This window comes from Actinoplanes sp. NPDC026619, from assembly GCF_040638295.1.
Classification (GTDB): domain Bacteria; phylum Actinomycetota; class Actinomycetes; order Mycobacteriales; family Micromonosporaceae; genus Actinoplanes.
Genome location: NZ_JBEZYA010000017.1, coordinates 183679 through 203460, shown reverse-complemented (window position 1 = coordinate 203460; position 19782 = coordinate 183679). Strand labels below are relative to the sequence as shown.

The following is a 19782-nucleotide window of genomic DNA, read 5'->3' as shown; positions in this document are numbered from 1 at the left end:
GTCAACGGTCGCCCCGCTTGATCGATAACCGCGTGGCGGCTTCCCGGCCCCGGGTGCCATGCTGGGCGCGTGCTTGAGGATGTCCGGGTCAACGACCGCTTGACGATTCCGGCGGCCGAGCTTGCCTGGCGCTTCTCGCGATCCAGCGGGCCCGGCGGCCAAGGGGTCAACACCACCGACTCCCGGGTCGAGCTCTCCTGGGACGTCGCCGGCTCGCCGCTGCTGCCCACCACGCTGCGCGAGCGCGCGCTGTCCCGGCTCGAATCACGCCTGGTGCAGGGCGTGCTGACGGTGGTCGCCTCCGAGCACCGCTCCCAGCTGCGCAACCGCGAGGCCGCGGCCGCCCGCCTCGCCGCCCTGGTCGCGAGCGCGGTCGCCGCACCGCCGCGGGCCCGGCGTGCGACCCGCCCGAGCAAGGGCTCGGTCGAACGCCGCATCGCCGAGAAGAAACGCCGCGGCGAGACGAAGAAGAACCGCCGCTCCTTCCCGACCGACTGATGGCCGACAAAATCGACTTCAAGCGGGAGATCGCGGCCTACCGCGCGCCACGCGGGCGCTTCGCGATCGTCGACGTGCCCGACCTGCAGTACCTGATGATCGACGGCCAAGGCGACCCGAACACCGGCCCCGCGTTCGCCGAGGCCACCGCGGCCCTCTACCCGGTGGCCTATCAGCTGAAGTTCGCCAGCAAGCGCGAGCTGGCCCGCGACTACGTCGTCCCACCCCTGGAAGGCCTGTGGTGGGCCGACGACATGGAGTCCTTCACGGCGGCCCGCGACAAGTCCCGCTGGCACTGGACCCTGATGATCATGACCCCCGACTGGATCACCCCGGACATGCTCACGTCCGAGGCCGTGCGCCTGGAGAAGCTGTCCGAGGGACGCTGCGTGCAGACCCTGCACGTCGGCTCCTACGACGACGAGGCGCCGGTGCTGGCCCGCATGCACGCCGAGTTCATCCCGGCCAACGCCCTCCGCATGACCGGCAAACACCACGAGATCTACCTGAGCGACGCCCGCAAGGTCGCCCCCGAAAAACTCCGCACAATCCTCCGGCAGCCGGTCACGAACTGAGCTTGGCCGCCGGAGTCGGCGGCCACCTGGATCGGCAGTTCCGACCAGTTCGGGGCACCCGATCGAGCCGGAGCGACAGCCCCCGAGCGCTGGCGTCGACGTGACGGAGGACGGCGGCATGAGAGTTGCACAGTCACCTGCGGCTCCGCTCGCCTTACCTGGCTGGCCGGAGCCGGCCAGCGAGACGGGGTGACCAAGGCCGTCAGTATCGACGCGGCGCAGCTCGGTCTGTCGATTTTCGTCTCTGCGGGGCACGGGAGCACAGCGGCGGCACAGGAGCGCAGTACGACGATGCGGGCATGACGACGTTGGCTCGGCGTCCTTCTGTTCTGCTCATGGCGGTAGCGCGGCCCTGGTTCTGGCCGGTTTCGTGGGCGCCTGCCTACCTCGGCACCGTTCTCGCCGGGCGGGCCTGGCTGCCGGACGACGTTCCGCGGGCGGCCGTGGCCCTGCTTGTCCTCGGGCCGCTGATCTGGGGTGCGGTTCTCGCTCAGAATGACCTGCACGACCTCGACAGCGACCGGGCTAACCCGCGCAAGGCGAACGCGCCGCTGGTCACCGGTGCGGTGTCCGCCGCGCGCCTCCGTCGGTGGTACGCCTTGATGGCGGTCGCCTCGGTCGGGGCCGCGCTGGTCGTCGGGCCGCTCTTCGTGGTCGGGGTGGGCGGCGTGCTGGTGCTCGGGTGGGCCTACAGCGTGCCGCCGCTGCGTCTCAAGACGCGGCCGGGGTGGGACGTTGCGGTCAACGCGCTGGTGGTCGGGCTCGTCTCGCCGGTTGCCGGGTGGTCGATCACCCGTGAGCCGTGGCAGTTTCCCTGGCAGTTCGGGGTGATCGGGGTGCTGTTCGCGGCGGCGCTCTACGTGCCCACCACGGTTACCGACCTGGTCGCGGACACCGGGGCCGCGGACACCACCTTCGCGGTGCGATTCGGGGCGCGGGTCGCGTACGCAATCGGGCTGGTTCTCTGGGTTTCGGCTCTGGTCTTTTCGCTGGTCTGCGCGGCGTTCGATGTGCTGGTGCCGCGTTCGACCTTGGTGCCGCAGCTGTTTATGGCGCCGGCGCTGGCCGGGGTGTATGCGGCGCTGACCGTGCGCCCGACGATCACCAAGCTCGCGGTTGTCTCGCTCGTCTTCGGCATCCCCACGATCGGCTTCGCGATGGCCTACATCGGATGACCGATAACGACCAGGCGGACGGTACGGCGTTGAACTCTTGACGATCCGTCCACCCGCCTTGGAAGGGGCCAGAAAATGCGGTCTTTCATGCTTGCCGCGCTCGCCGCCGGTGTCGGCCTAGGTGTCGTCGCGACGCCCGCCGCGGCTGCCGAGACTACGACGTTTCGGCTGGTCAGTGACGGTTTTATCGGGACCGGCACCTATGAGCACAGCCCGGCGGGGCCCGGGGCGCCGATCCGTATTTCCGGTGCCCTGGCCGGGCGTGGGCTGTTCCGGTGTGCCGTGGTCCAGGTCGCCCGCAGCGGGCCTGCGGACGGCGTCGAGTGGCAGACGTTCGGCCGGCAGTGCGGGCCGGGCCGGACCCGAGTCCGCGTCGAGGCCTCCTACCTCTTCCGTGGCGTCAAGCCGCCGGTGCGGCTCTGCGCGGGCTGGACGGCGTCCCAGGCCGAGCGCGGCGGCCGGTGCGACACCTACCGGCCGCCGGCGGATCGCTGACGTCAGTGCGGGTCCGGCCGTCGGTGGGCGCGTTTTCCGCGGACGATGACGGCTTGGGGCTGGTCGAGCTGGCTCAGGTCGGCTCGTGGGTCGGCGGCGAACACGACCGCGTCGGCCGGGGCGCCGTCGACCAGGCCTTGCAGGCCCAGGTAGGAGCGGGCGGTCCAGGAGGCGGCGGCGAGGGCCTCGTGCGGGGAAATGCCGGCGGCCACCAGCGCGCGGATCTCCCGGGCGACGCCGCCGTGCGGGCGCGAGTCGGTGCCGGCCAGCACCGTCACGCCGGCTTCGACGGCGGCCGCGGCGAGCCGGCGGTGCACGCTCGCGCCCGGCACGTGCCAGTTGGTGCGGGCGCGTTCCGGGTCGGCGAGGATCTGGGCCAGGTGCTCGGTGATCGCCGAGAGCGTCGGGGTCAGCGCGATGCCCCGCTCGGCCATCAGCGGCAGGAGCGCCGGGTCCAGGCCCATGCCGTGCTCGATGGAATCCACGCCGGCCTCGACCGCGACCGCACCACCGGCCGCGTGCTGCGAGTGCACCGCCAGCCGTCCGCCGACCGCGTGCACCCGCCGGACCGCCTCGCGCAGCACGTCCACCGGCATGACCTCGTCGCCCGGCTTCCAGTCGATCACCACCTTGGCCCACCCGGTGCGGGCGGCCTGCTCGGCGGCAACGGCAGGCATGTCGGCCGGGTCGGGGCGGCGGCCCCAGCCCGGCATGAACTGGCCGTGCTGTGCGATCCACGGGCCGGCGTGGAAGGCGCGCGGGCTGTCGTCCGACTGACCGAACCAGTCGGGCGGGTCATCCGCGAGGCCGGGCGAACGGATGAGCGTGACCCCGGAATCCAGGTGCGCCCGGAGGTCACCCTTCAAGATGTCCAGGTCCAGCGGGTCGCCGGGCGCGTTGGCCCCCGGGTGGGTATGCGCGTCGACCAGGCCGGGCAGGATCCAGCCCTCGGCGACCAGCTCGGCGCCGGGCACCGGGTCCGACGTCCATCGATCGCCGTCGGCATAGAGATCGACCGGCTCGCCTTCGGGAAGAGCAAAACCACGAACACGCAACACTGCCATCACAGCACCCCCGTACGGATAGATCGACAGCATGCCAGTCTTCGATCCGTGAAGGGGTTGTGCAGACCTCGTGATGATGGGCCCTTGGTGGGTGTCGCGCCACTAGCCTCGGCTCTGTGAAGATCATCAGCACCGCGGCTGTGGTTCGGCCCGTACCGGTACCGAAAAAGCAACGCAAGGTGGTAAGTGTGCTGCTCTGGGTTCTCGTTGTGCCGGCCGTCGTCTGGCTGGTCTTCCGGCTCGGCGGGTGGGAGCGCGGGGCGCTGGTGCAGTTGATGGCCTTCACGCCGTACGTCGCCGGATGGAGCCTGGTGCCCCTCGTGCTGGCCGTCGCCGCTCGGCGCTGGAATGTCGCGGTGGTCGCGTTCGCCGTTGTTCTGGTGTTTGCCGTGCTGGTCATGCCGCGGGTGCGGACCGGCGACCCCGGGCCGTCCCAAGGGGTCGAGCTGCACGTGATGACCAGCAACATGCTGATCGGCGGGGCCGATCCGGCGGCGATCGTGCGGCTGGTGCGGGAGAACAAGGTCGACGTGCTCGCGTTGCAGGAGTTCACCCCGAGCGGGCGGCGGGCACTGGAGAGCAGTGGGCTTCGCGAGCTGCTGCCCTATTCGTCGCTCGGCGACGAACCCGGGGCGTCCGGGTCGGGGCTCTACTCGCGCTTTCCGATCACCGGGGGCGGAGATCGGCGGTACGGCGGCGGCTTCCGCCAGGCGTACGGGACTGTGCAGCCGCCGGGGGCGGGGCCGCTGGTGTTCGAGTCGGCGCATCCGCGGGCGCCGGTCACTCCGGACGTCAACCGGCAGTGGCAGCAGGATCTCGCCGACCAGCCGCAGCCCGACGCCGAAGGGCCGCCGCAGGTGCTGCTCGGCGATTTCAACTCCACGCTCGATCATCGGTCGCTACGCAGGCTGATCAGCACCGGTTACCGCGACGCCGGCGACGCGACCGGGTCGGGGCTGGTGCCGACCTGGCCCTACCTGGAGCACGAGGGCGTCCCGAAGGTGACCATCGACCATGTGCTCGTCGACAAGCGCATCGGCGTACGGCAGCTGAGCGCGCATCGCATCCCCAGAAGTGACCACCGCGCCCTGATCGCCGTGCTCACCGTCCCGGCGGCATGATGTCGGAGTGATCACCCGCCTCGTCTCGCCCAGCGACGCTCCCGAGATGGCGGCCGTGCTCACCGCCAACCGCGACTTCCTCCAGCCGTGGGAGCCGATCCGGCCGGAGGACTACTACACCGAGGAAGGGCAGCGCACCTACCTCGAGGGCGCGTTGCACCAGGTGGCCACCGGCGCCGCTTACCCGCATGTGATCATCGACGACGGGCGGATCCGCGGGCGCATCACGCTCAGCGCGGTCAGTCGCGGGCCGTTCCAGTCGGCCGGCCTCGGTTACTGGGTGGCCGCCGACGCGAACGGGCGCGGGCTCGCCTCGGCCGCGGTGGCCGAGGTCGCCCGCTTCGCCTTCGGCGAGCTGCGGCTGCACCGGATCGAGGCGGGCACGCAGCTGCACAACGCGGCCTCTCAGCGGGTGCTGGAACGCAACGGCTTCCGACGCTACGGCGTGGCGCCGCGTTACCTGCGAATCAACGGCGAGTGGCGCGACCACCTGCTGTTTCAGCTGCTCTCCGACGACGACTGACGGGTCCGGTCGGTGTTGGCCCGATCGGTGTGGCCGAGGTCGCGGTCGGGGGCGACCCGGTCGCGCACCTGGCGCTTGAGGTCGGCCAGCTCGGGGAAGCCGCCGTTCTCCTTGCGGGACCACAGGCTCTCGCCGTCGAGCCGGATCTCGAAGACGCCGCCGATGCCGGGCACCAGCGCCACCTCGCCGAGGTCGCGCGGGAACGTGGTGAGCACCTCCTGCGCGTACCAAGCGGCGCGCATCAGCCAGCGGCACTGGGTGCAGTACTCGATCTCCAAACGGGGTGCGGTCACGGGTGCCAGCCTAATTCGGATGCTTCGCCGCGCCGCCGGCCCTAGCCTTGGCCGCATGATGCGCAGGTTCGTGACGACGACGCCGGTTCCACCCGGCGTTGATCTTCGCTGACCTGATCAGCCAACTCCGGGCGAGATGCCCGGAGCCTGGGGTCTCGCCCATTCCCGCGAGGAGCCCCAATGTCTGTCGACCACCGCAAGCTCGGGCGCGAGCTCGACCTCTTCGACTCCGATCCGCTGATCGGTGCGGGCCTGCCGTTCTGGCTGCCCGACGGCGCCGCCGCGCGCCACGCGGTCGAGTCCTATCTCTATGAAATTGAACGCCGGCACGGCTACCGGCACGTGCACTCCCCCGCTCTGGGCAAGCGCCAGATGTACGAGATGTCGGGGCACTGGCAGAACTTCGCCGACGACATGTTCCCGCCGATGCGGCTCGGTGGCGACGAGTTGGTGCTGCGGCCGTCGCAGTGTCCGCACCACGCATTGATCTTCAAGTCACGGCAGCGCTCCTACCGCGATCTCCCGATGCGGATCGCCGAGGTCGGGCCGATGTATCGCGCCGAGCGCTCCGGAGTGCTCGGCGGACTGGCCCGGGTGCGGTCGATCCAGCTCGACGACGCCCATAACTTCTGCGCCCTTGACCAGGTGGGCGATGAGGTGGCCGCGGTGCTGCGGCTGATGCGTGTCTCCCATGCCGCGCTGGGCTTCGAGCCGGCTGCCTTCCGGCTGTCGCTGCGCGGTGATGGGGGCAAGTATGCCGGGGACGACGCTATGTGGGCACGGGCCGAAAGCCTCTTGCGGGGGGCTTTGGCCGGGGTCGACTACAACGAAGCACCGGGCGAAGCGGCGTTCTACGGGCCGAAGATCGACGTGCAGATCGAGGACTCGGCCGGGCGCGAATGGACCCTCGCCACCATTCAGATCGACTTCCACCAGCCGGCCGCCTTCGACCTGTCGTTCGTGGCCGCGGACGGTGGACGGGAACGACCGGTCATGGTGCACCAGAGCCTGATCGGGTCGATGGAGCGGCTCTTCGGGCATCTGATCGAGGTGCATCAGGGGGCGTTCCCGGCCTGGTATGCGCCGGTGCAGCTGGACGTGCTGCCACTCGGGGCGGGCCAGGCCGAGGCGGCGCGGGGATTCGCGGTCGCGGCGGTCGAGGCCGGGGTACGCGCCGAGGTGCACGAGGACGGCTCGCTCGGCGCGCGGATCCGAGCTGCGGTTGGGGACCGGAAAATTCCGTATATCGGCATCGTCGGAGAGAGGGAGGTGGCGGAAAACCTGATCGCTCTTCGCTTGCGGGACGGACGTCAGTTGCCGGCGATGCCGGCGGCGGAAGCGATCGCGCTGATCGCCTCCGCCGGGCGGCTGCCGCTCTAGGCCGCCGTCGACGTGCGGGCAAGGCCGTAGGTCAGTGCGTCGACCAGAGCGACCCAGCTGGCCTCGACGATGTTCTCGTGCACGCCCACGGTGGTCCAGTCGCGGTTGCCGTCGCCGGTCTCCAGCAGCACCCGGGTGACCGCGTTGGTGCCGTGGCTGCCCTCCAGGATGCGCACCTTGTAGTCGGTCAGCTCGACGGTCTTGAGCTGCGGGTAGTGCTGCGACAGCGCCACCCGCAGCGCCTCGTCGAGCGCGTTGACCGGGCCGTTCCCCTCGGCCGTCGCGATCACCCGCTCGCCGCGGACCCGCACCTTGACGGTCGCCTCGGAGACCACCGAGCCGTCCTCGCGATGCTCGACCAGCACCCGGTAGGACTCCAGGTTGAACGGGCGGGCGTAGCCCTCGCCCGGCAGCTCACCCCGCACCAGCAGCTCGAACGAGGCGTCCGCGGCCTCGAACGACCAGCCGCCGGCTTCCAGGTCCTTCACCTTCTGGGTGATCGTGGTGACGGCGTCCGGGTGGCCGGCCAGCTCCAGTCCGAGCTCGCGACTCTTGAGTTCGATGCTGGCCCGGCCGGCCATCTCCGTCACCAGGATCCGCATGTCATTGCCGACAACCGACGGGTCGACGTGGTTGTAGAGCAGCGGATCCACCTTGATCGCGCTCGCGTGCAACCCCGCCTTGTGAGCGAAAGCCGCGGCCCCGACGTAAGCCTGGTGGGTGTCGGGGGCGATGTTGGCGATCTCGGCGAGCGCGGTCGAGACCCGCGTCGCCTTCTCGAGGCAGCCGTCCGGTAGGACCTGAACCCCGAGCTTGAGCTGTACGTTGCTGACCGTCGCGAACAGGTCGGCGTTGCCCGGACGCTCGCCGTAACCGTTCGCGGTGCACTGGAAATGCTTCACGCCCGCCTCGACGGCGGCGATCGTGTTGGCGACCGCGCAGGACGTGTCGTTCTGGCAGTGGATGCCGAGCTGGTCGGCGCTGACGCCGGTGCGCTCGACGACCTCCTCGATCGCCTTGGTGATCATCGACGGGAGCATGCCGCCGTTGGTGTCACACATGACGACCCGCTCGGCGCCGGCGTCGATCGCGGCTTTCACCACACTTGCCGTGTACGCCGGGTCGTAGCGGAAGCCGTCGAAGAAGTGCTCGCAGTCGACGAACGCCCGGCGGCCGTTTTCTTTGAGGTGGCGAACGGTGTCGCGGACCATCGCCAGGTTCTCGTCGCCGGTGGTGCGCAGGGCCCGCTCGACGTGCCGGATGTCCGACTTGGCGACCACGCAGACCACCGGGGTCTCGGCGTCGAGCAGCGCCTTGACCTGCTTGTCCGCCTCCACCGCGACACCGGCCTTGCGGGTCGCGCCGAACGCGACGAGCAGCGCGTTCTTGAGGTCCAGCTCGGTCTTGGCCCGTTCGAAGAACTCGGTGTCCTTCGGCATGGCGCCGGGCCAGCCGCCCTCGATGAAGCCCACACCGAACTCGTCCAGCAGCTTCGCCACCGCGAGCTTGTCGGCGACCGAGTAGCTGATTCCCTCGCGTTGCCCGCCGTCGCGCAACGTGGTGTCGAAGACCTGGTAGTCCATGGGGGAAATCCCTTTCCGAGGATTGTTTCTTGGCGGGCCCAACAAAAAGACCCCCCGCGGATGCGGGAGGTCAGCACGTCGGCGAAGAGTCAGCCGGCGCGCTAGGTGCCAATAATCAGCACGGAGTGGGTCACGAGATGAAGCATGCCACTCTCGGCTGCCGTGGGAAGCGTTGTTCCACCTTTCGAGACTAGGTTGGGGGTGTGGAGACGCGGAATCTCGGATTTTCCAAGACGTACAACTTCCGTGACGTCGGCGGTTACGCCGGACTCGACGGCCGCACCGTGCGCTGGCGGCGACTCTTCCGCTCGGACGCGCTGCACCGCATCGGCGACGAGGATGCCTCCGCCTTCGCCGCCCTCGGTGTCCGCACCGTGATCGACCTGAGGCGCCCGCACGAGATCGAGCGGTACGGCCGGGTGGCCGAACGCTACGGCCTCGACTACCGCAATCTCGTGCTCGAGCACGTCGACTGGGAAGAGATCGACCACCCGTCCGACGTCGTCCACGAGCGCTGGCTGGCCGACCGCTACCTGAACTTCGCCGAGGACGGCCAGGAAGCACTGCTCGCCTCACTGCGCATCATCGCCGACGCGTCGCGCGCGCCGGTGATCGTGCACTGCATGGCCGGCAAGGACCGCACCGGCACGGTCTGCGCACTGACGCTGTCCCTGCTGGGCGTGTCCGACGAGGACATCGCGGCCGACTACGCGCTGACCACGTCGTCGATGAAGCGCCTCACCGACTACCTGATGGAGAACCACCCGTCAGCGGTCCTCGGCAACGAGCACATGTTCGACTCGCCCCCGGGCGCCATGCTGATGTTCCTGTCCGACTTGCGCGCCTTGCACGGTTCGATCGAGAACTACGTCCGCGAGATCGGCATGCTCGACAAGGAGATCGACGCCATGCGGGGCCACCTCCTGTCGTAGTGCCTTTCGCTCACGCTGGGACGGTTGGGGCCGGGGTGACCCCACACCAACGGTGGAGCGTTTTTATGTTGGTGCGGGGTCACCCCGGCCCCAACCTCGCGGGGAACACGTGACGGCCAGGCTTTGGCTTACTCGCCGCTGCGTGTTTGGCCGGGCTGAGCGGTCCCCCTTCGCTGCGGAATCTGGCTGCCGCGCGGTGGCAACGGCCGGAGATTCCGGCGGGCAGGCCGCGCTGGGTAGTGGGTCCGGCGGCGCACCGCGCCGCTTACGGCCGAGAGAAAGAGCTCCAGGTGGCACCAGGCAGGGCCGAGTCTCCGCATCAGTGGTGCTGTCGTCGCCGCCGTATCGATCGAAGCACTAGTCGGTGAGTTGAGAAGGTGGCTTGGGCTTTGAGCTTGCCTGCTATGGCCGTAGGCGGCGAGGTGCGTCGCGGAGCCCACCACCCGGCTCGGCCTGCCCGAGCGGAGCGCCCGGCGTCGCCACCGCGCGGCAGCCAGACCACCGCGCCGGAGGTGAACGCCAAGCCCAGCCAGGCACCCAGCGGTGAGCAAGCCATCGCCTGGCCGTCGCTTGATCCCACGCGAGGTTGGGGCCGGGGTGACCCCGCACCAACATAAAAGCGCTCCACCGTTGGTGTGGGGTCACCCCGGCCCCAACCGTCCAAGCGTAGGAAATCCCAACCCCGAAGGCCGCCGCCGGCCCGAAGAAGCGAAAGCCCTTAGAGGACTCGGTGGACCCAGCCGAACGGGTCTTCGGCGCGGCCTCGCTGGATGTCGACCAGTTCCTTGCGGAGGGCCATCGTCACCGGGCCGGAGCCGCCGTCGGCGACCGTGAACTCGAAGTCGGGGGACTTGATCGTGCCGATCGGGGTGATCACGGCGGCGGTGCCGCAGGCGAAGGCCTCGCGGATGCGGCCCGAAGCGGCGCCCTCGCGCCACTCGTCGATGCTGACCGGGCGTTCCTCGACGCGGCGGCCGGCCCGCTGGGCGAGCTTGAGCACCGAGTCGCGGGTGATTCCCGGCAGGATGGTGCCGGTCAGCGGCGGGGTGACCAGGCTGCCGTCGTCGAGGACGAAGACGACGTTCATGCCGCCCAGCTCGTCGACATATTTTCGCTGCACGGCGTCGAGGTAGACGACCTGGTCGCAGCCGTTTTCAATCGCCTCGGCCTGGGCGGAGAGGCCGGCCGCGTAGTTGCCGCCGCACTTCGCCGCGCCGGTGCCGCCGGGCGCGGCCCGGGTGAAGTCGGGGCTGACCCACACCGAGACCGGCTTGACGCCGCCGGAGAAGTAGGCGCCGACCGGGGACGCGATCACCAGGTAGAGGTATTCGAGTGCGGGGCGGACGCCGAGGAAGACCTCGCTCGCGTACGCGAAGGGGCGCAGGTAGAGGCTGCCCTCGTCGCTCTGCGGGATCCACTCCTGGTCGATCCGGATCATCTCGCGCAGCGACTGCAGGAACGCGGGCTCGGGCAGCTGCGGCATCGCCATCCGCTTCGCCGACTGGGCGAACCGGGCGCCGTTGGCGTCGGGGCGGAACATCGCCACCCCACCATCGGCCATCTTGTACGCCTTGAGGCCCTCGAAGATCTCCTGCGCGTAGTGCAGCACCGCGGATGCGGGGTCGACCGAGATCGGCGCCCGGGCCTCGACGCGTGCGTCGTACCAACCCTTGCCTTCGGCGTAGCGCACCGTGACCATGTGGTCGGTGAAGATGCGCCCAAAACCGGGGTTGACCAGCAGCGCGTCGCGTTCGGCGGCGGCTACGGGCGCCGGGTTCGGACGGATCTCGAAATCGAGGTTGTCACCACCGCTCATGGTTCGGCGACCTGCTTTCTAGGCGTAAGGGAAGGTGCACCTGAAGATACCCCGAACGCCCGTTAAGACAACGCTCAGAGGGCGGCAGCGACGCGGTCGCCGACCTCGTCGGTGCGCAGGTCGGCGCCGGGGGTGCGGCCGGCCACCTCGGCGGCGACCGCCTCGGAGACGCGGCGGGCCTCGTCCTCGTGGCCCAGGTGCTCGAGGAGCAGGGCGGCGGAGAGGATGGCGGCGGCCGGGTCGGCGATGCCCTTGCCGGCGATGTCCGGCGCGGAGCCGTGCACCGGCTCGAAGGTCGACGGGAACTTGCGCTCCGGGTTGACCGAGCCGCTGGCGGCCATGCCGATGCCGCCGGTCACGGCCGCGGCGATGTCGGTGATGATGTCGCCGAAGAGGTTGTCGGTGACCACCACGTCGAACCGCTGCGGGTTGCTGACCATGAACATGCTGGCCGCGTCGACGTGCTGGTATTCCGTGGTGACCTCGGGGAACTCGGCGGCGACGGCGGCGAACGTGCGCGCCCAGAGGCTGCCGGCCTTGGTCAGCACGTTGGTCTTGTGCACCAGGGTGAGATGGCGGCGCTCGCGGCGCTGGGCGCGGGCGAACGCGTCCCGGACGACGCGCTCCACGCCGTACCGAGTGTTGAGGCTTTCCTCGGTGGCGATCTCGGCGGGGGTGTCCTTGTGCAGGACGCCGCCGGCGCCGACGTAGAGGCCCTCGGTGCCCTCGCGGACCACGACCATGTCGATCTCGCCGGGCTTGAGGCCGGACAGCGGGCTGGTGGTGCCGGGCCAGAGCTTCGACGGGCGCAGGTTTACATACTGGTCGAAGTCGAAGCGGAGCTTCAGCAGCAGGCCGCGCTCGAGGACGCCCGGCGGGACGCTCGGGTCACCGATCGCGCCGAGCAGGATGGCGTCGTGGCGGGCCAACTCGTCCTCGATGGCCTGCGGCAGGACCTCGCCGGTGCGGTTGTAGAAGCGGGCGCCGAGGTCGTAGTCGTCGAACTCGGTGCCCGGGAGCACGGCCTCGATGACCTTTCGGGCCTGGGCGGTTACTTCGGTTCCGATGCCGTCGCCGGCCACCACCGCGATCCGCGCCACGCTCACTTTTAGCTCCCTCGAGTCGTACTCCAGACGGGCCCAAGGCTAGACCCGCGTCCCGATCTACGGTAACGCGGTCCCAAGGCCCGAGACGCGAACAGCCCCCGCACCGCGGCAAACGGTCGGGGGCTGCTGCGACGATGACGCGTGGCTTGGTCTCGCCGGATTCACAGTCGCGCGGCGCGCGGCGGCAGACACGTCACCCGAAGACGGGCCCGCCTGCGGGCTGCACGACGGGGACAACGCTAGCGATGCGGACTAATGACGCGCAAGACGCATCCCCCGCGTGTCGCCGCCGTTTCTTCCCGCGTGTCGCCCGCCGTGATGGCACCATGCGCCGGTGAGTTTCGACCTAGTGGTGTGGGCGATGGACAAGACGGACCCGCCGGACGCGGTGCGGGACGCCAACGCCCGTTGCGCGCGCGGGGAGCACCCGCAACGCCCGGCCGACCCCCGCGTCGTCGCCTTCTATGACGCCCTGACCAGCCATTATCCCGACCGGGGCCCCCGTGCCTCGCTGCCCGGCTCGCCCTGGGCCCATGCGCCGCTGCACGCCGCCGCCGACCACATCGAGATGCGGCTGGACGAGAACTGCCCGGACGTGGTGCTGGAGACGATCGAGAGGCTGGCCGCCGAACTCAACCTGGATCTGCTCGACCTGCAGGACGGCACCGTCTATCCGCCGCCGACCAGGTCATTCGCTTCGTAGGTCGACCAGGGCGCCGCGGGCCGACCCGACCGCCTCGGCCACCGCCGCGAGCACCTCGGCGTCGATCGACGAGTCCAGCGTGAGGGTCATCAGCGCCTCGCCGCCGGCCTCGCGGCGGGCCACCTGCATGGCCGCGATGTTGACGCCCGACTCGCCCAGCAGTGTGCCGATCGCACCGATCACGCCGGGCCGGTCGCTGTACCGGAAGAACAGCAGCACTCCGTGCGCGGTCAGGTCGATGTCGAACCCGTCCACGCCGGTCAGCTTGCAGATCTCGCGGGTGCCGGTCACGGTCAGCGTGCCGGCCACGCTCACCCGGCGGCCGTCGGGCAGCGCGCCGCGCACGGTCACCAGATTGAGGTGATCGCACGGCTCCTCGCTGATCGCGAGCTCGACGTCGACGCCCCGGTCGGCGGCGAGCTGGGGGGCGTTGACGTACGTCACCCGCTCGTCGACCACCGACGCGAACAGGCCCTTGGTGGCGGCCAATTTCAGCACGCCGACGTCGTGCGAGACGATCTCCCCGCTCACCTCCACGGTGACGCTGGCCGCGACGCCGCCGGCTACCGCGGTGAAGACCCGGCCGAGCTTTTCGGCCAGCGACAGCAGCGGGCGTACGTCTTCGTCCACCACCCCGCCGGCCTGCACGTTCACCGCGTCCGGCACGAATTCCCCCTGTAGCGCCAGCTTCACGCTGCGCGCCACCGACAGGCCGGCCTTGTCCTGCGCCTCCGCGGTCGACGCGCCCAGGTGCGGGGTGACCACCACGTTGTCGAAGGCGAACAACGGCGACTCGGTGGTCGGCTCGGTGACGAACACGTCGAGGCCGGCCCCGGCGACCCGGCCCTCGGCCAGCGCGACCGCGAGGGCCTGCTCGTCGATCAGGCCGCCCCGGGCCGCGTTGACGATCCGCACGCCCGGCTTGACCATGCCGAGCTCCTTCTCGCCGATCAGGCCGAACGTCTCCGGTGTACGCGGCAGGTGCACCGAGATGAAGTCGCTCTCCCGCATCAGCTCCTCGAGCCCGACCAGCCGCACGCCGAGCTGAGCGGCGCGGGCCGGCTGGATGTACGGGTCGTAGGCGATCAGCCGGGTGCCGAACGACGCCATCCGCTGCGCGAACAGCACCCCGATCCGGCCGAGCCCGACCACGCCCACGGTTTTGCCCTGCACCTCGACGCCGGTGTAGCGGGCCCGCTTCCACTCGCCGCGCTTGAGCGACTGGCTGGCGCTGGCGGTGTTGCGGGCGACCGCGAGCAGCAGGGCGATGGCCTGCTCGGCGGCCGAGACGATGTTGCTGGTCGGCGCGTTGACCACCATGACACCGCGGGCGGTGGCGGCGGACACGTCGACGTTGTCGAGACCGACGCCGGCTCGGGCGACGACTTTCAGCAGCCCGCCGGCCGCGAACACCTCGGCGTCGACCGCGGTGGCGCTGCGCACGATCAGCGCGTCGGCCTCGGCGACGGCGGCGAGCAGGGCGGCCCGGTCGGTGCCGTCGACGTGGCGGACGTCGAAGTCATAGGCGAGCACGTCGATGGCGGACGGGGCGAGTTCCTCGGCGATCAGAACGACGGGAGTCAAAGCCCCTCCATACGTTGTCGCGACGCGTGCCGCGCTCGTATGGTGCCGCTGACTCCCGTCGTCGCGTCACGTATTTGTGACCGGCGTCACATGATTGTCATCTAAGCAACGCGCCGCGGGATCGCCGCGCGGTCGATCGGCGGCGCCGCCGGCATACCCGCCGCGGCCAGGCCGTCCGGCTGCCGGAAGCTGAGCGCCTCGGCGTCCAGCGCGTCGTAGAGCAGGTCGAGATCGAGCGTGCCGACCGGCGGGTAGACCCGCTCGCGCGGCGGCTCCTGGCCGGGGCCGAGCGCACCTTGCTCGATCATGAACTCGATGATCTGCTGGCGGACCGCCGGCAGCGTCACCGGCGAGTGATAAAGCACGTTGAGGGCCTGCATCCGCATGCCCTGCACGTGCTCTTCACCCTTGTTGTCGTGGAAGTGCGGATTGCGGGTCTCGATCTGCAGCACCGGGACCGAATTGGTCATGACGTCCGCACTGGTGCTCTCCAGCACGCCGCCGAACTGCTCGAACAGGTCCAGGTACTCGTACGGTTCGACCGCGAAACCGCCGGCCAGGCGCAGCTTGAGGCCGAGGTCGAGGGTCATCGCATGCTCACCCGCATTGCCGGTGGCGATCACCTCGGTGCCGAACCCGGAGTATTCCGCCAGGAAGCGGTTGAGCCACTCGTTGGTGATCTGCGAACTGCGGCCCTTTCGGCTGAAGAACAGCCGGTTGTCGCGCAGCTTCGGCTTCGAGTGCCAGGAGATGCGCACCATCGAGTAGGGCGATTCGGCCAGGTAGAGCCCGGCCGCGTAGACCTTGCAGTATTCGTGGACCGAACCGGGCACGTAGTTGTCCGCGTCCACGTAGCCGATGTATCGCCGACCGGTCGTGGCGGCCAGCGCCATGCCGATCAGCATGGCCTCGCCCTTGCCGTTGCGGACCAGGCCGGCGTCGTCGATCAGCTCGGGCATGCCGGCCGCCTTGAACGCTCCGGCCACGCCCGGGTCGCGCTGATGCACGGTGATCGCCGAGCGCCCGGCCAGCCGGCAGAACTGCTCGACCGTCTGCGCCTCGATCTCGTACCGGTCCACCGGGGCCCGGTCGCTGTTCGACACGAGAACTATCAGACAGTCGTGCGGAATGCCGGAGAGCACTCCCTCGATGACGCTTCGTGTCTCATTCATGCAGGGCACGACGATTACCATTTGCGATTCGACGGCGCGCAACGCATCCGTCGGGACGATACGACTGCCGGGCCCGGCCGACACGCCCGAGTCCAGCTCAATGACCCGCTGCAGCTCGTGAATCCGAACCGCGCCGAAACGCTCACTCCGGAAAGAATCAGCCAGTCGCATGCGGGGAATGTACCCGCCGGACCGGCCTCCTATGTACCTGAATGACGCACAATTCTATTTCGACACCGCGAAGGTAAGGGGGACGTAACGTGGACGTTTCGAAAATGCTTCGGCGCCCGCCTTTGTAACAAAGACGGGCGCCGAAGGGGAAGCGTCAGGCGGTCTCGGTGATCGGCCGGTCGACCCAGCTCATCATGTCGCGCAGCTTCTTGCCGGTGACCTCGATGGGGTGGTTGGCGCCCTGCTCGCGGTACTTCTTGAGCAGCGGGCCGCCGTTGTCGTCGTCCTCGATCAGCTGGCGGGTGAACTCACCCGACTGGATGTCGGCGAGGATCCGCTTCATCTCGGCCTTGGTCTCGGCGTTGATGACCCGCGGGCCGCTGACGTAGTCGCCGAACTCGGCGGTGTCCGAGACGCTGTAACGCATCCGGGAGATGCCGCCCTCGTACATCAGGTCGACGATCAGCTTGAGCTCGTGCAGGCACTCGAAGTAGGCGATCTCCGGGGCGTAGCCGGCCTCGGTGAGCACCTCGAAGCCGGTCTGCACCAGCGCCGCGGTGCCGCCGCAGAGCACCGCCTGCTCGCCGAAGAGGTCGGTCTCGGTCTCCTCGGTGAAGGTGGTCTTGATGACGCCGGCCCGCGCGCCACCGATCGCCTTCGCGTAGGAGAGCGCGAGCGCGAGCCCCTCGCCGGTCGGGTCCTGCTCGACGGCGACCAGACACGGCACGCCCTTGCCGTCCACGTACTGGCGGCGCACCAGGTGGCCGGGGCCCTTCGGGGCGACCATCGCGACGGTCACGTCGGCCGGCGGCGTGATCAGGCCGAACCGGATGTTCAGGCCGTGGCCGAAGAAGAGCGCCTTGCCGGCGGTCAGGTTCGGGGCGATCGACTCGGTGTAGATCTTGCGCTGCGCGGTGTCCGGCGCCAGCACCATGATCACGTCGGCCCAGGCGGACGCGTCGGCCGGCGTCTTGACCTCGAGGCCCTGCTCCTCGGCCTTGGCCCGGCTCTTCGAGCCCTCCTGCAGCCCGACGACCACCTCGACGCCGGAGTCACGCAGCGACAGCGAGTGCGCGTGGCCCTGGCTGCCGTAGCCGATCACGGCAACCTTCTTGCCCTGGATGATCGACAGGTCGGCGTCGTCGTCGTAAAAAACTTCCGCGGTCATTTGAATCCTTTGAGTCTTTAGTCGTGTTAAGGCGGCGGCGGGGCAGGGACGGGCTTCGTTTGTCTAGGCGGCGCGGAGCGCCGGGCCGGTCGTGATGGAGCGAGAGCCGCGGCCGATGGCCACGAGACCCGACTGCACCATCTCCTTGATGCCGTACGGCTCGAGGTCGCGCAGCAACGCGTCCAGTTTGTCGGGGTTGCCAGTCGCCTCGATCGTCAGGGTGTCCGGGGCGACGTCGATCACCTTCGCCCGGAACAGCTCCACCGTCTCGAGGACCTGGCCCCGCTGCGCACGGTCGGCGCGCACCTTGACCAGCAGGAGCTCGCGCTGGACCGACTGCTGCGGGTCCAGCTCGACGATCTTCAGAACGTTCACCAGCTTGTTGAGCTGCTTGGTCACCTGCTCCAGGGGTGAGGAGTCGGCATTGACCACGATCGTGATGCGGGAGACGTCCGGGTTCTCCGTCTCGCCCACCGCCAGGGAGTCGATGTTGAAGCTGCGCCGGGAGAAGAGCCCACTCACCCGGGCGAGCACACCGGGCTTGTTCTCGACCAGCACGGAGAGGGTGTGCTTGTTCATTACAGGTCGTCCTCTTCGAAGCTGGGGCGCACGTCCCGGGCGAACATGATTTCGTCGTTGCTCGTGCCGGCCGCGACCATGGGCCACACCATGGCGTCCTTGCCGACGGTGAAGTCGATGACCACGGGGGCGTCGTTGATCTCCATGGCCTGCTTGATGATCTTGTCAACATCATCCTTGGACTCACACCGCAGCCCGATGCAGCCCAGCGCCTCCGCCAGCTTCACGAAGTCGGGGATCCGGTGCTTGTGCGTGCCCAGCTCGGTGTTGGAGTAGCGACCGTCGTAGAAGAGCGTCTGCCACTGCCGGACCATGCCCAGGTTGCCATTGTTGATCACGGCGATCTTGACCGGGATGCCCTCCAGCGCGCAGGTGGCCAGCTCCTGGTTGGTCATCTGGAAGCAGCCGTCGCCGTCGATCGCCCAGACCGCCGTGTCCGGCCGGCCCACCTTGGCGCCCATCGCGGCCGGAACCGCGTAGCCCATCGTGCCCGCGCCGCCCGAGTTGAGCCAGGTGCCCGGCCTCTCGTAGCGGATGAACTGGGAGGCCCACATCTGGTGCTGGCCGACGCCGGCCACGTAGATCGCCTCCGGGCCGACCAGCTCGCCGATCCGCTGGATCACGTACTGCGGGGCCAGGGTGCCGTCGGTCGGCTCGTCGTAGCCCAGCGGGTAACGCTCGCGGAGCTCGTTGAGGGTCGCCCACCACGACTCGTACTGCTTGATGCCGCCGGCCGTCGCCGACACCGCGGCGATCAGCTCGTCGATGACGTGCCGGGCGTCGCCCACGATCGGGACGTCGGCGTGCCGGTTCTTGCCGATCTCGGCCGGATCGATGTCGGCGTGCACGACCTTGGCGTCCGGCGCGAACGAGTCCAGCTTGCCGGTGACCCGGTCGTCGAAGCGGGCGCCCAGGGTGATCAGCAGGTCGGACTTCTGCAACGCGTACACCGCTGGGACCGTGCCGTGCATACCCGGCATGCCCAGGTGCTGCGGGTGCGAATCGGGGAACGAGCCCAGGGCCATCAGCGTGGTGACCACCGGGATGCCGGTCATCTCGGCCAGCTTCTTCAGCCCCTCGGTGGCGCCGGCCTTGAGCACGCCGCCGCCGACGTACAGCACCGGGCGGCGGGCGGCGGCGATCAGCCGGGCCGCCTCGCGGATCTGCTTGCCGTGCGGGTGCAGGGTGGGCCGGTAACCGGGCAGGTCGAGGGTGGGCGGCCAGGCGAACGTGGTCGGCAGCTGCAGGACATCCTTGGGGATGTCGACCAGGACCGGGCCGGGCCGGCCGGTGGCGGCCAGGTGGAACGCCTCGGCCAGGATCCGGGGCAGCTCCTCCGGGGTCTGCACCAGGAAGTTGTGCTTGGTGATCGGCAGGGTGATGCCCTGGATGTCCGCCTCCTGGAAGGCGTCCGTGCCGATCGACGGCCGGGCGACCTGGCCGGTGATCGCGACGATCGGCACCGAATCCATGTAGGCGTCGGCGATCGGGGTGACCAGGTTCGTCGCGCCCGGGCCGCTGGTCGCGATGCAGACGCCGACCCTGCCGGTGGCCTGGGCGTAGCCGGTGGCGGCGTGCCCGGCGCCCTGCTCGTGGCGGACCAGGATGTGGCGGACCTTCGAGTCGAACAGCGGGTCGTAGGCCGGCAGGATCGCCCCGCCCGGAATGCCGAAGACGACCTCGACCCCGAGCGCCTCGAGCGACCGAACAAGAGCGCCGGCGCCGGAGGTGGGCACCGGAGTGACTACGGCCGAAGCCGGGGCGCCGGCCGCGACGGTGGCCGGATTGGCTCGGTGGGCGAGGGTCTCGGGAGTGGGTCTCGTCATGGCTATTCGAACCTTCTC

At 69.6% G+C, this 19782-nt stretch carries 18 protein-coding genes and 1 pseudogene; 9 read left to right on the top strand and 10 right to left on the bottom strand.

The window, feature by feature from the left end:
• Window positions 1-69: 69 nt before the first annotated feature.
• The 4 genes from arfB (at window position 70) to AB0E90_RS32540 (ending at window position 2743) form a co-directional block, all read left to right on the top strand.
• Window positions 70-498, top strand: a complete 429-nt coding sequence (gene arfB / locus AB0E90_RS32555; RefSeq protein ID WP_360414565.1) for an alternative ribosome rescue aminoacyl-tRNA hydrolase ArfB — start codon at window positions 70-72, stop codon at window positions 496-498.
• Window positions 498-1073, top strand: a complete 576-nt coding sequence (locus AB0E90_RS32550) for a GyrI-like domain-containing protein (protein WP_360414562.1) — start codon at window positions 498-500, stop codon at window positions 1071-1073. Before arfB ends, AB0E90_RS32550 begins: the two co-directional genes overlap by 1 nt.
• 299 nt (window positions 1074-1372) lie before the next feature.
• On the top strand, window positions 1373-2248 hold the full coding sequence (locus AB0E90_RS32545; protein ID WP_360414559.1) for a UbiA prenyltransferase family protein: 876 nt from the start codon (window positions 1373-1375) through the stop codon (window positions 2246-2248).
• 75 nt (window positions 2249-2323) lie between these two features.
• Window positions 2324-2743: a hypothetical protein gene (locus tag AB0E90_RS32540; RefSeq protein WP_360414556.1), complete on the top strand. Its 420-nt coding sequence runs from the start codon at window positions 2324-2326 to the stop codon at window positions 2741-2743.
• A gap of 2 nt (window positions 2744-2745) precedes the next feature.
• Here AB0E90_RS32540 and AB0E90_RS32535 read toward each other — a convergent pair whose 3' ends face one another.
• Window positions 2746-3807: an amidohydrolase family protein gene (locus AB0E90_RS32535; RefSeq protein ID WP_360414553.1), complete on the bottom strand. Its 1062-nt coding sequence runs from the start codon at window positions 3805-3807 to the stop codon at window positions 2746-2748.
• A gap of 188 nt (window positions 3808-3995) precedes the next feature.
• On the opposite strand from AB0E90_RS32535, the gene AB0E90_RS32530 reads away from it, so the two are divergent.
• Both AB0E90_RS32530 and AB0E90_RS32525 read left to right on the top strand, forming a co-directional pair.
• Entirely contained in the window at window positions 3996-4928 is a 933-nt protein-coding gene (locus AB0E90_RS32530; RefSeq protein ID WP_360414550.1) for an endonuclease/exonuclease/phosphatase family protein, read from the top strand.
• A gap of 7 nt (window positions 4929-4935) precedes the next feature.
• Window positions 4936-5451: a GNAT family N-acetyltransferase gene (locus AB0E90_RS32525; RefSeq protein WP_360414547.1), complete on the top strand. Its 516-nt coding sequence runs from the start codon at window positions 4936-4938 to the stop codon at window positions 5449-5451.
• On the opposite strand, the gene AB0E90_RS32520 is transcribed toward AB0E90_RS32525, so the two are convergent.
• Window positions 5427-5744, bottom strand: a complete 318-nt coding sequence (locus AB0E90_RS32520; protein ID WP_360414544.1) for a SelT/SelW/SelH family protein — start codon at window positions 5742-5744, stop codon at window positions 5427-5429. The genes AB0E90_RS32525 and AB0E90_RS32520 overlap by 25 nt on opposite strands.
• A gap of 180 nt (window positions 5745-5924) precedes the next feature.
• Between AB0E90_RS32520 and thrS the strand changes: the two genes are divergently transcribed.
• Complete coding sequence (thrS, locus tag AB0E90_RS32515; RefSeq protein ID WP_360414541.1) at window positions 5925-7124, top strand: threonine--tRNA ligase; 1200 nt, start codon at window positions 5925-5927, stop codon at window positions 7122-7124.
• Here thrS and cimA read toward each other — a convergent pair.
• Window positions 7121-8707, bottom strand: coding sequence for a citramalate synthase (gene cimA, locus AB0E90_RS32510; RefSeq protein WP_360414538.1), 1587 nt, complete (start codon window positions 8705-8707; stop codon window positions 7121-7123). The genes thrS and cimA overlap by 4 nt on opposite strands.
• Window positions 8708-8910: 203 nt before the next feature.
• Here cimA and AB0E90_RS32505 point away from each other — a divergent pair, with 203 nt between their 5' ends.
• Complete coding sequence (locus tag AB0E90_RS32505) at window positions 8911-9639, top strand: tyrosine-protein phosphatase (protein ID WP_360414535.1); 729 nt, start codon at window positions 8911-8913, stop codon at window positions 9637-9639.
• A gap of 718 nt (window positions 9640-10357) precedes the next feature.
• On the opposite strand, the gene AB0E90_RS32500 is transcribed toward AB0E90_RS32505, so the two are convergent.
• Together AB0E90_RS32500 and AB0E90_RS32495 are read right to left on the bottom strand one after the other, a co-directional pair.
• On the bottom strand, window positions 10358-11455 hold the full coding sequence (locus AB0E90_RS32500; protein WP_360414532.1) for a branched-chain amino acid aminotransferase: 1098 nt from the start codon (window positions 11453-11455) through the stop codon (window positions 10358-10360).
• 74 nt (window positions 11456-11529) lie between these two features.
• Complete coding sequence (locus AB0E90_RS32495; protein WP_360414709.1) at window positions 11530-12555, bottom strand: 3-isopropylmalate dehydrogenase; 1026 nt, start codon at window positions 12553-12555, stop codon at window positions 11530-11532.
• Window positions 12556-12895: 340 nt separating this feature from the next.
• Here AB0E90_RS32495 and AB0E90_RS32490 point away from each other — a divergent pair, with 340 nt between their 5' ends.
• Window positions 12896-13264 (top strand): hypothetical protein, encoded by a 369-nt coding sequence (locus AB0E90_RS32490; protein WP_360414529.1) that lies wholly within the window; start codon window positions 12896-12898, stop codon window positions 13262-13264.
• On the opposite strand, the gene serA is transcribed toward AB0E90_RS32490, so the two are convergent.
• The 5 genes and pseudogenes from serA to AB0E90_RS32465 form a co-directional block, all read right to left on the bottom strand.
• Complete coding sequence (gene serA / locus AB0E90_RS32485; RefSeq protein ID WP_360414526.1) at window positions 13250-14848, bottom strand: phosphoglycerate dehydrogenase; 1599 nt, start codon at window positions 14846-14848, stop codon at window positions 13250-13252. The genes AB0E90_RS32490 and serA overlap by 15 nt on opposite strands.
• Window positions 14849-14949: 101 nt before the next feature.
• Window positions 14950-16191, bottom strand: coding sequence for a mannosyl-3-phosphoglycerate synthase (mpgS, locus tag AB0E90_RS32480; protein WP_360414523.1), 1242 nt, complete (start codon window positions 16189-16191; stop codon window positions 14950-14952).
• Window positions 16192-16345: 154 nt separating this feature from the next.
• Window positions 16346-17374: pseudogene (ilvC, locus tag AB0E90_RS32475) on the bottom strand (ketol-acid reductoisomerase); the annotation flags it as partial.
• A gap of 48 nt (window positions 17375-17422) precedes the next feature.
• Window positions 17423-17938 (bottom strand): acetolactate synthase small subunit, encoded by a 516-nt coding sequence (ilvN, locus tag AB0E90_RS32470; RefSeq protein ID WP_020518072.1) that lies wholly within the window; start codon window positions 17936-17938, stop codon window positions 17423-17425.
• A complete protein-coding gene (locus AB0E90_RS32465) occupies window positions 17938-19764 on the bottom strand; it encodes an acetolactate synthase large subunit (protein WP_360414519.1) in 1827 nt (608 codons plus the stop codon). Before AB0E90_RS32465 ends, ilvN begins: the two co-directional genes overlap by 1 nt.
• Window positions 19765-19782 lie beyond the last annotated feature (18 nt).

What these genes read in the sequence shown, in the direction of transcription:
- AB0E90_RS32550 (WP_360414562.1), top strand. Translation starts at nt 498, where the DNA reads ATGGCCGACAAAATCGACTTCAAGCGGGAGATCGCGGCCTACCGCGCG.
- AB0E90_RS32545 (WP_360414559.1), top strand. Translation starts at nt 1,373, where the DNA reads ATGACGACGTTGGCTCGGCGTCCTTCTGTTCTGCTCATGGCGGTAGCG.
- AB0E90_RS32540 (WP_360414556.1), top strand. Translation starts at nt 2,324, where the DNA reads ATGCGGTCTTTCATGCTTGCCGCGCTCGCCGCCGGTGTCGGCCTAGGT.
- AB0E90_RS32535 (WP_360414553.1), bottom strand. Translation starts at nt 3,807, where the DNA reads ATGGCAGTGTTGCGTGTTCGTGGTTTTGCTCTTCCCGAAGGCGAGCCG.
- thrS (WP_360414541.1), top strand. Translation starts at nt 5,925, where the DNA reads ATGTCTGTCGACCACCGCAAGCTCGGGCGCGAGCTCGACCTCTTCGAC.
- cimA (WP_360414538.1), bottom strand. Translation starts at nt 8,707, where the DNA reads ATGGACTACCAGGTCTTCGACACCACGTTGCGCGACGGCGGGCAACGC.
- AB0E90_RS32500 (WP_360414532.1), bottom strand. Translation starts at nt 11,455, where the DNA reads ATGAGCGGTGGTGACAACCTCGATTTCGAGATCCGTCCGAACCCGGCG.
- mpgS (WP_360414523.1), bottom strand. Translation starts at nt 16,191, where the DNA reads ATGCGACTGGCTGATTCTTTCCGGAGTGAGCGTTTCGGCGCGGTTCGG.
- ilvN (WP_020518072.1), bottom strand. Translation starts at nt 17,938, where the DNA reads ATGAACAAGCACACCCTCTCCGTGCTGGTCGAGAACAAGCCCGGTGTG.
- AB0E90_RS32465 (WP_360414519.1), bottom strand. Translation starts at nt 19,764, where the DNA reads ATGACGAGACCCACTCCCGAGACCCTCGCCCACCGAGCCAATCCGGCC.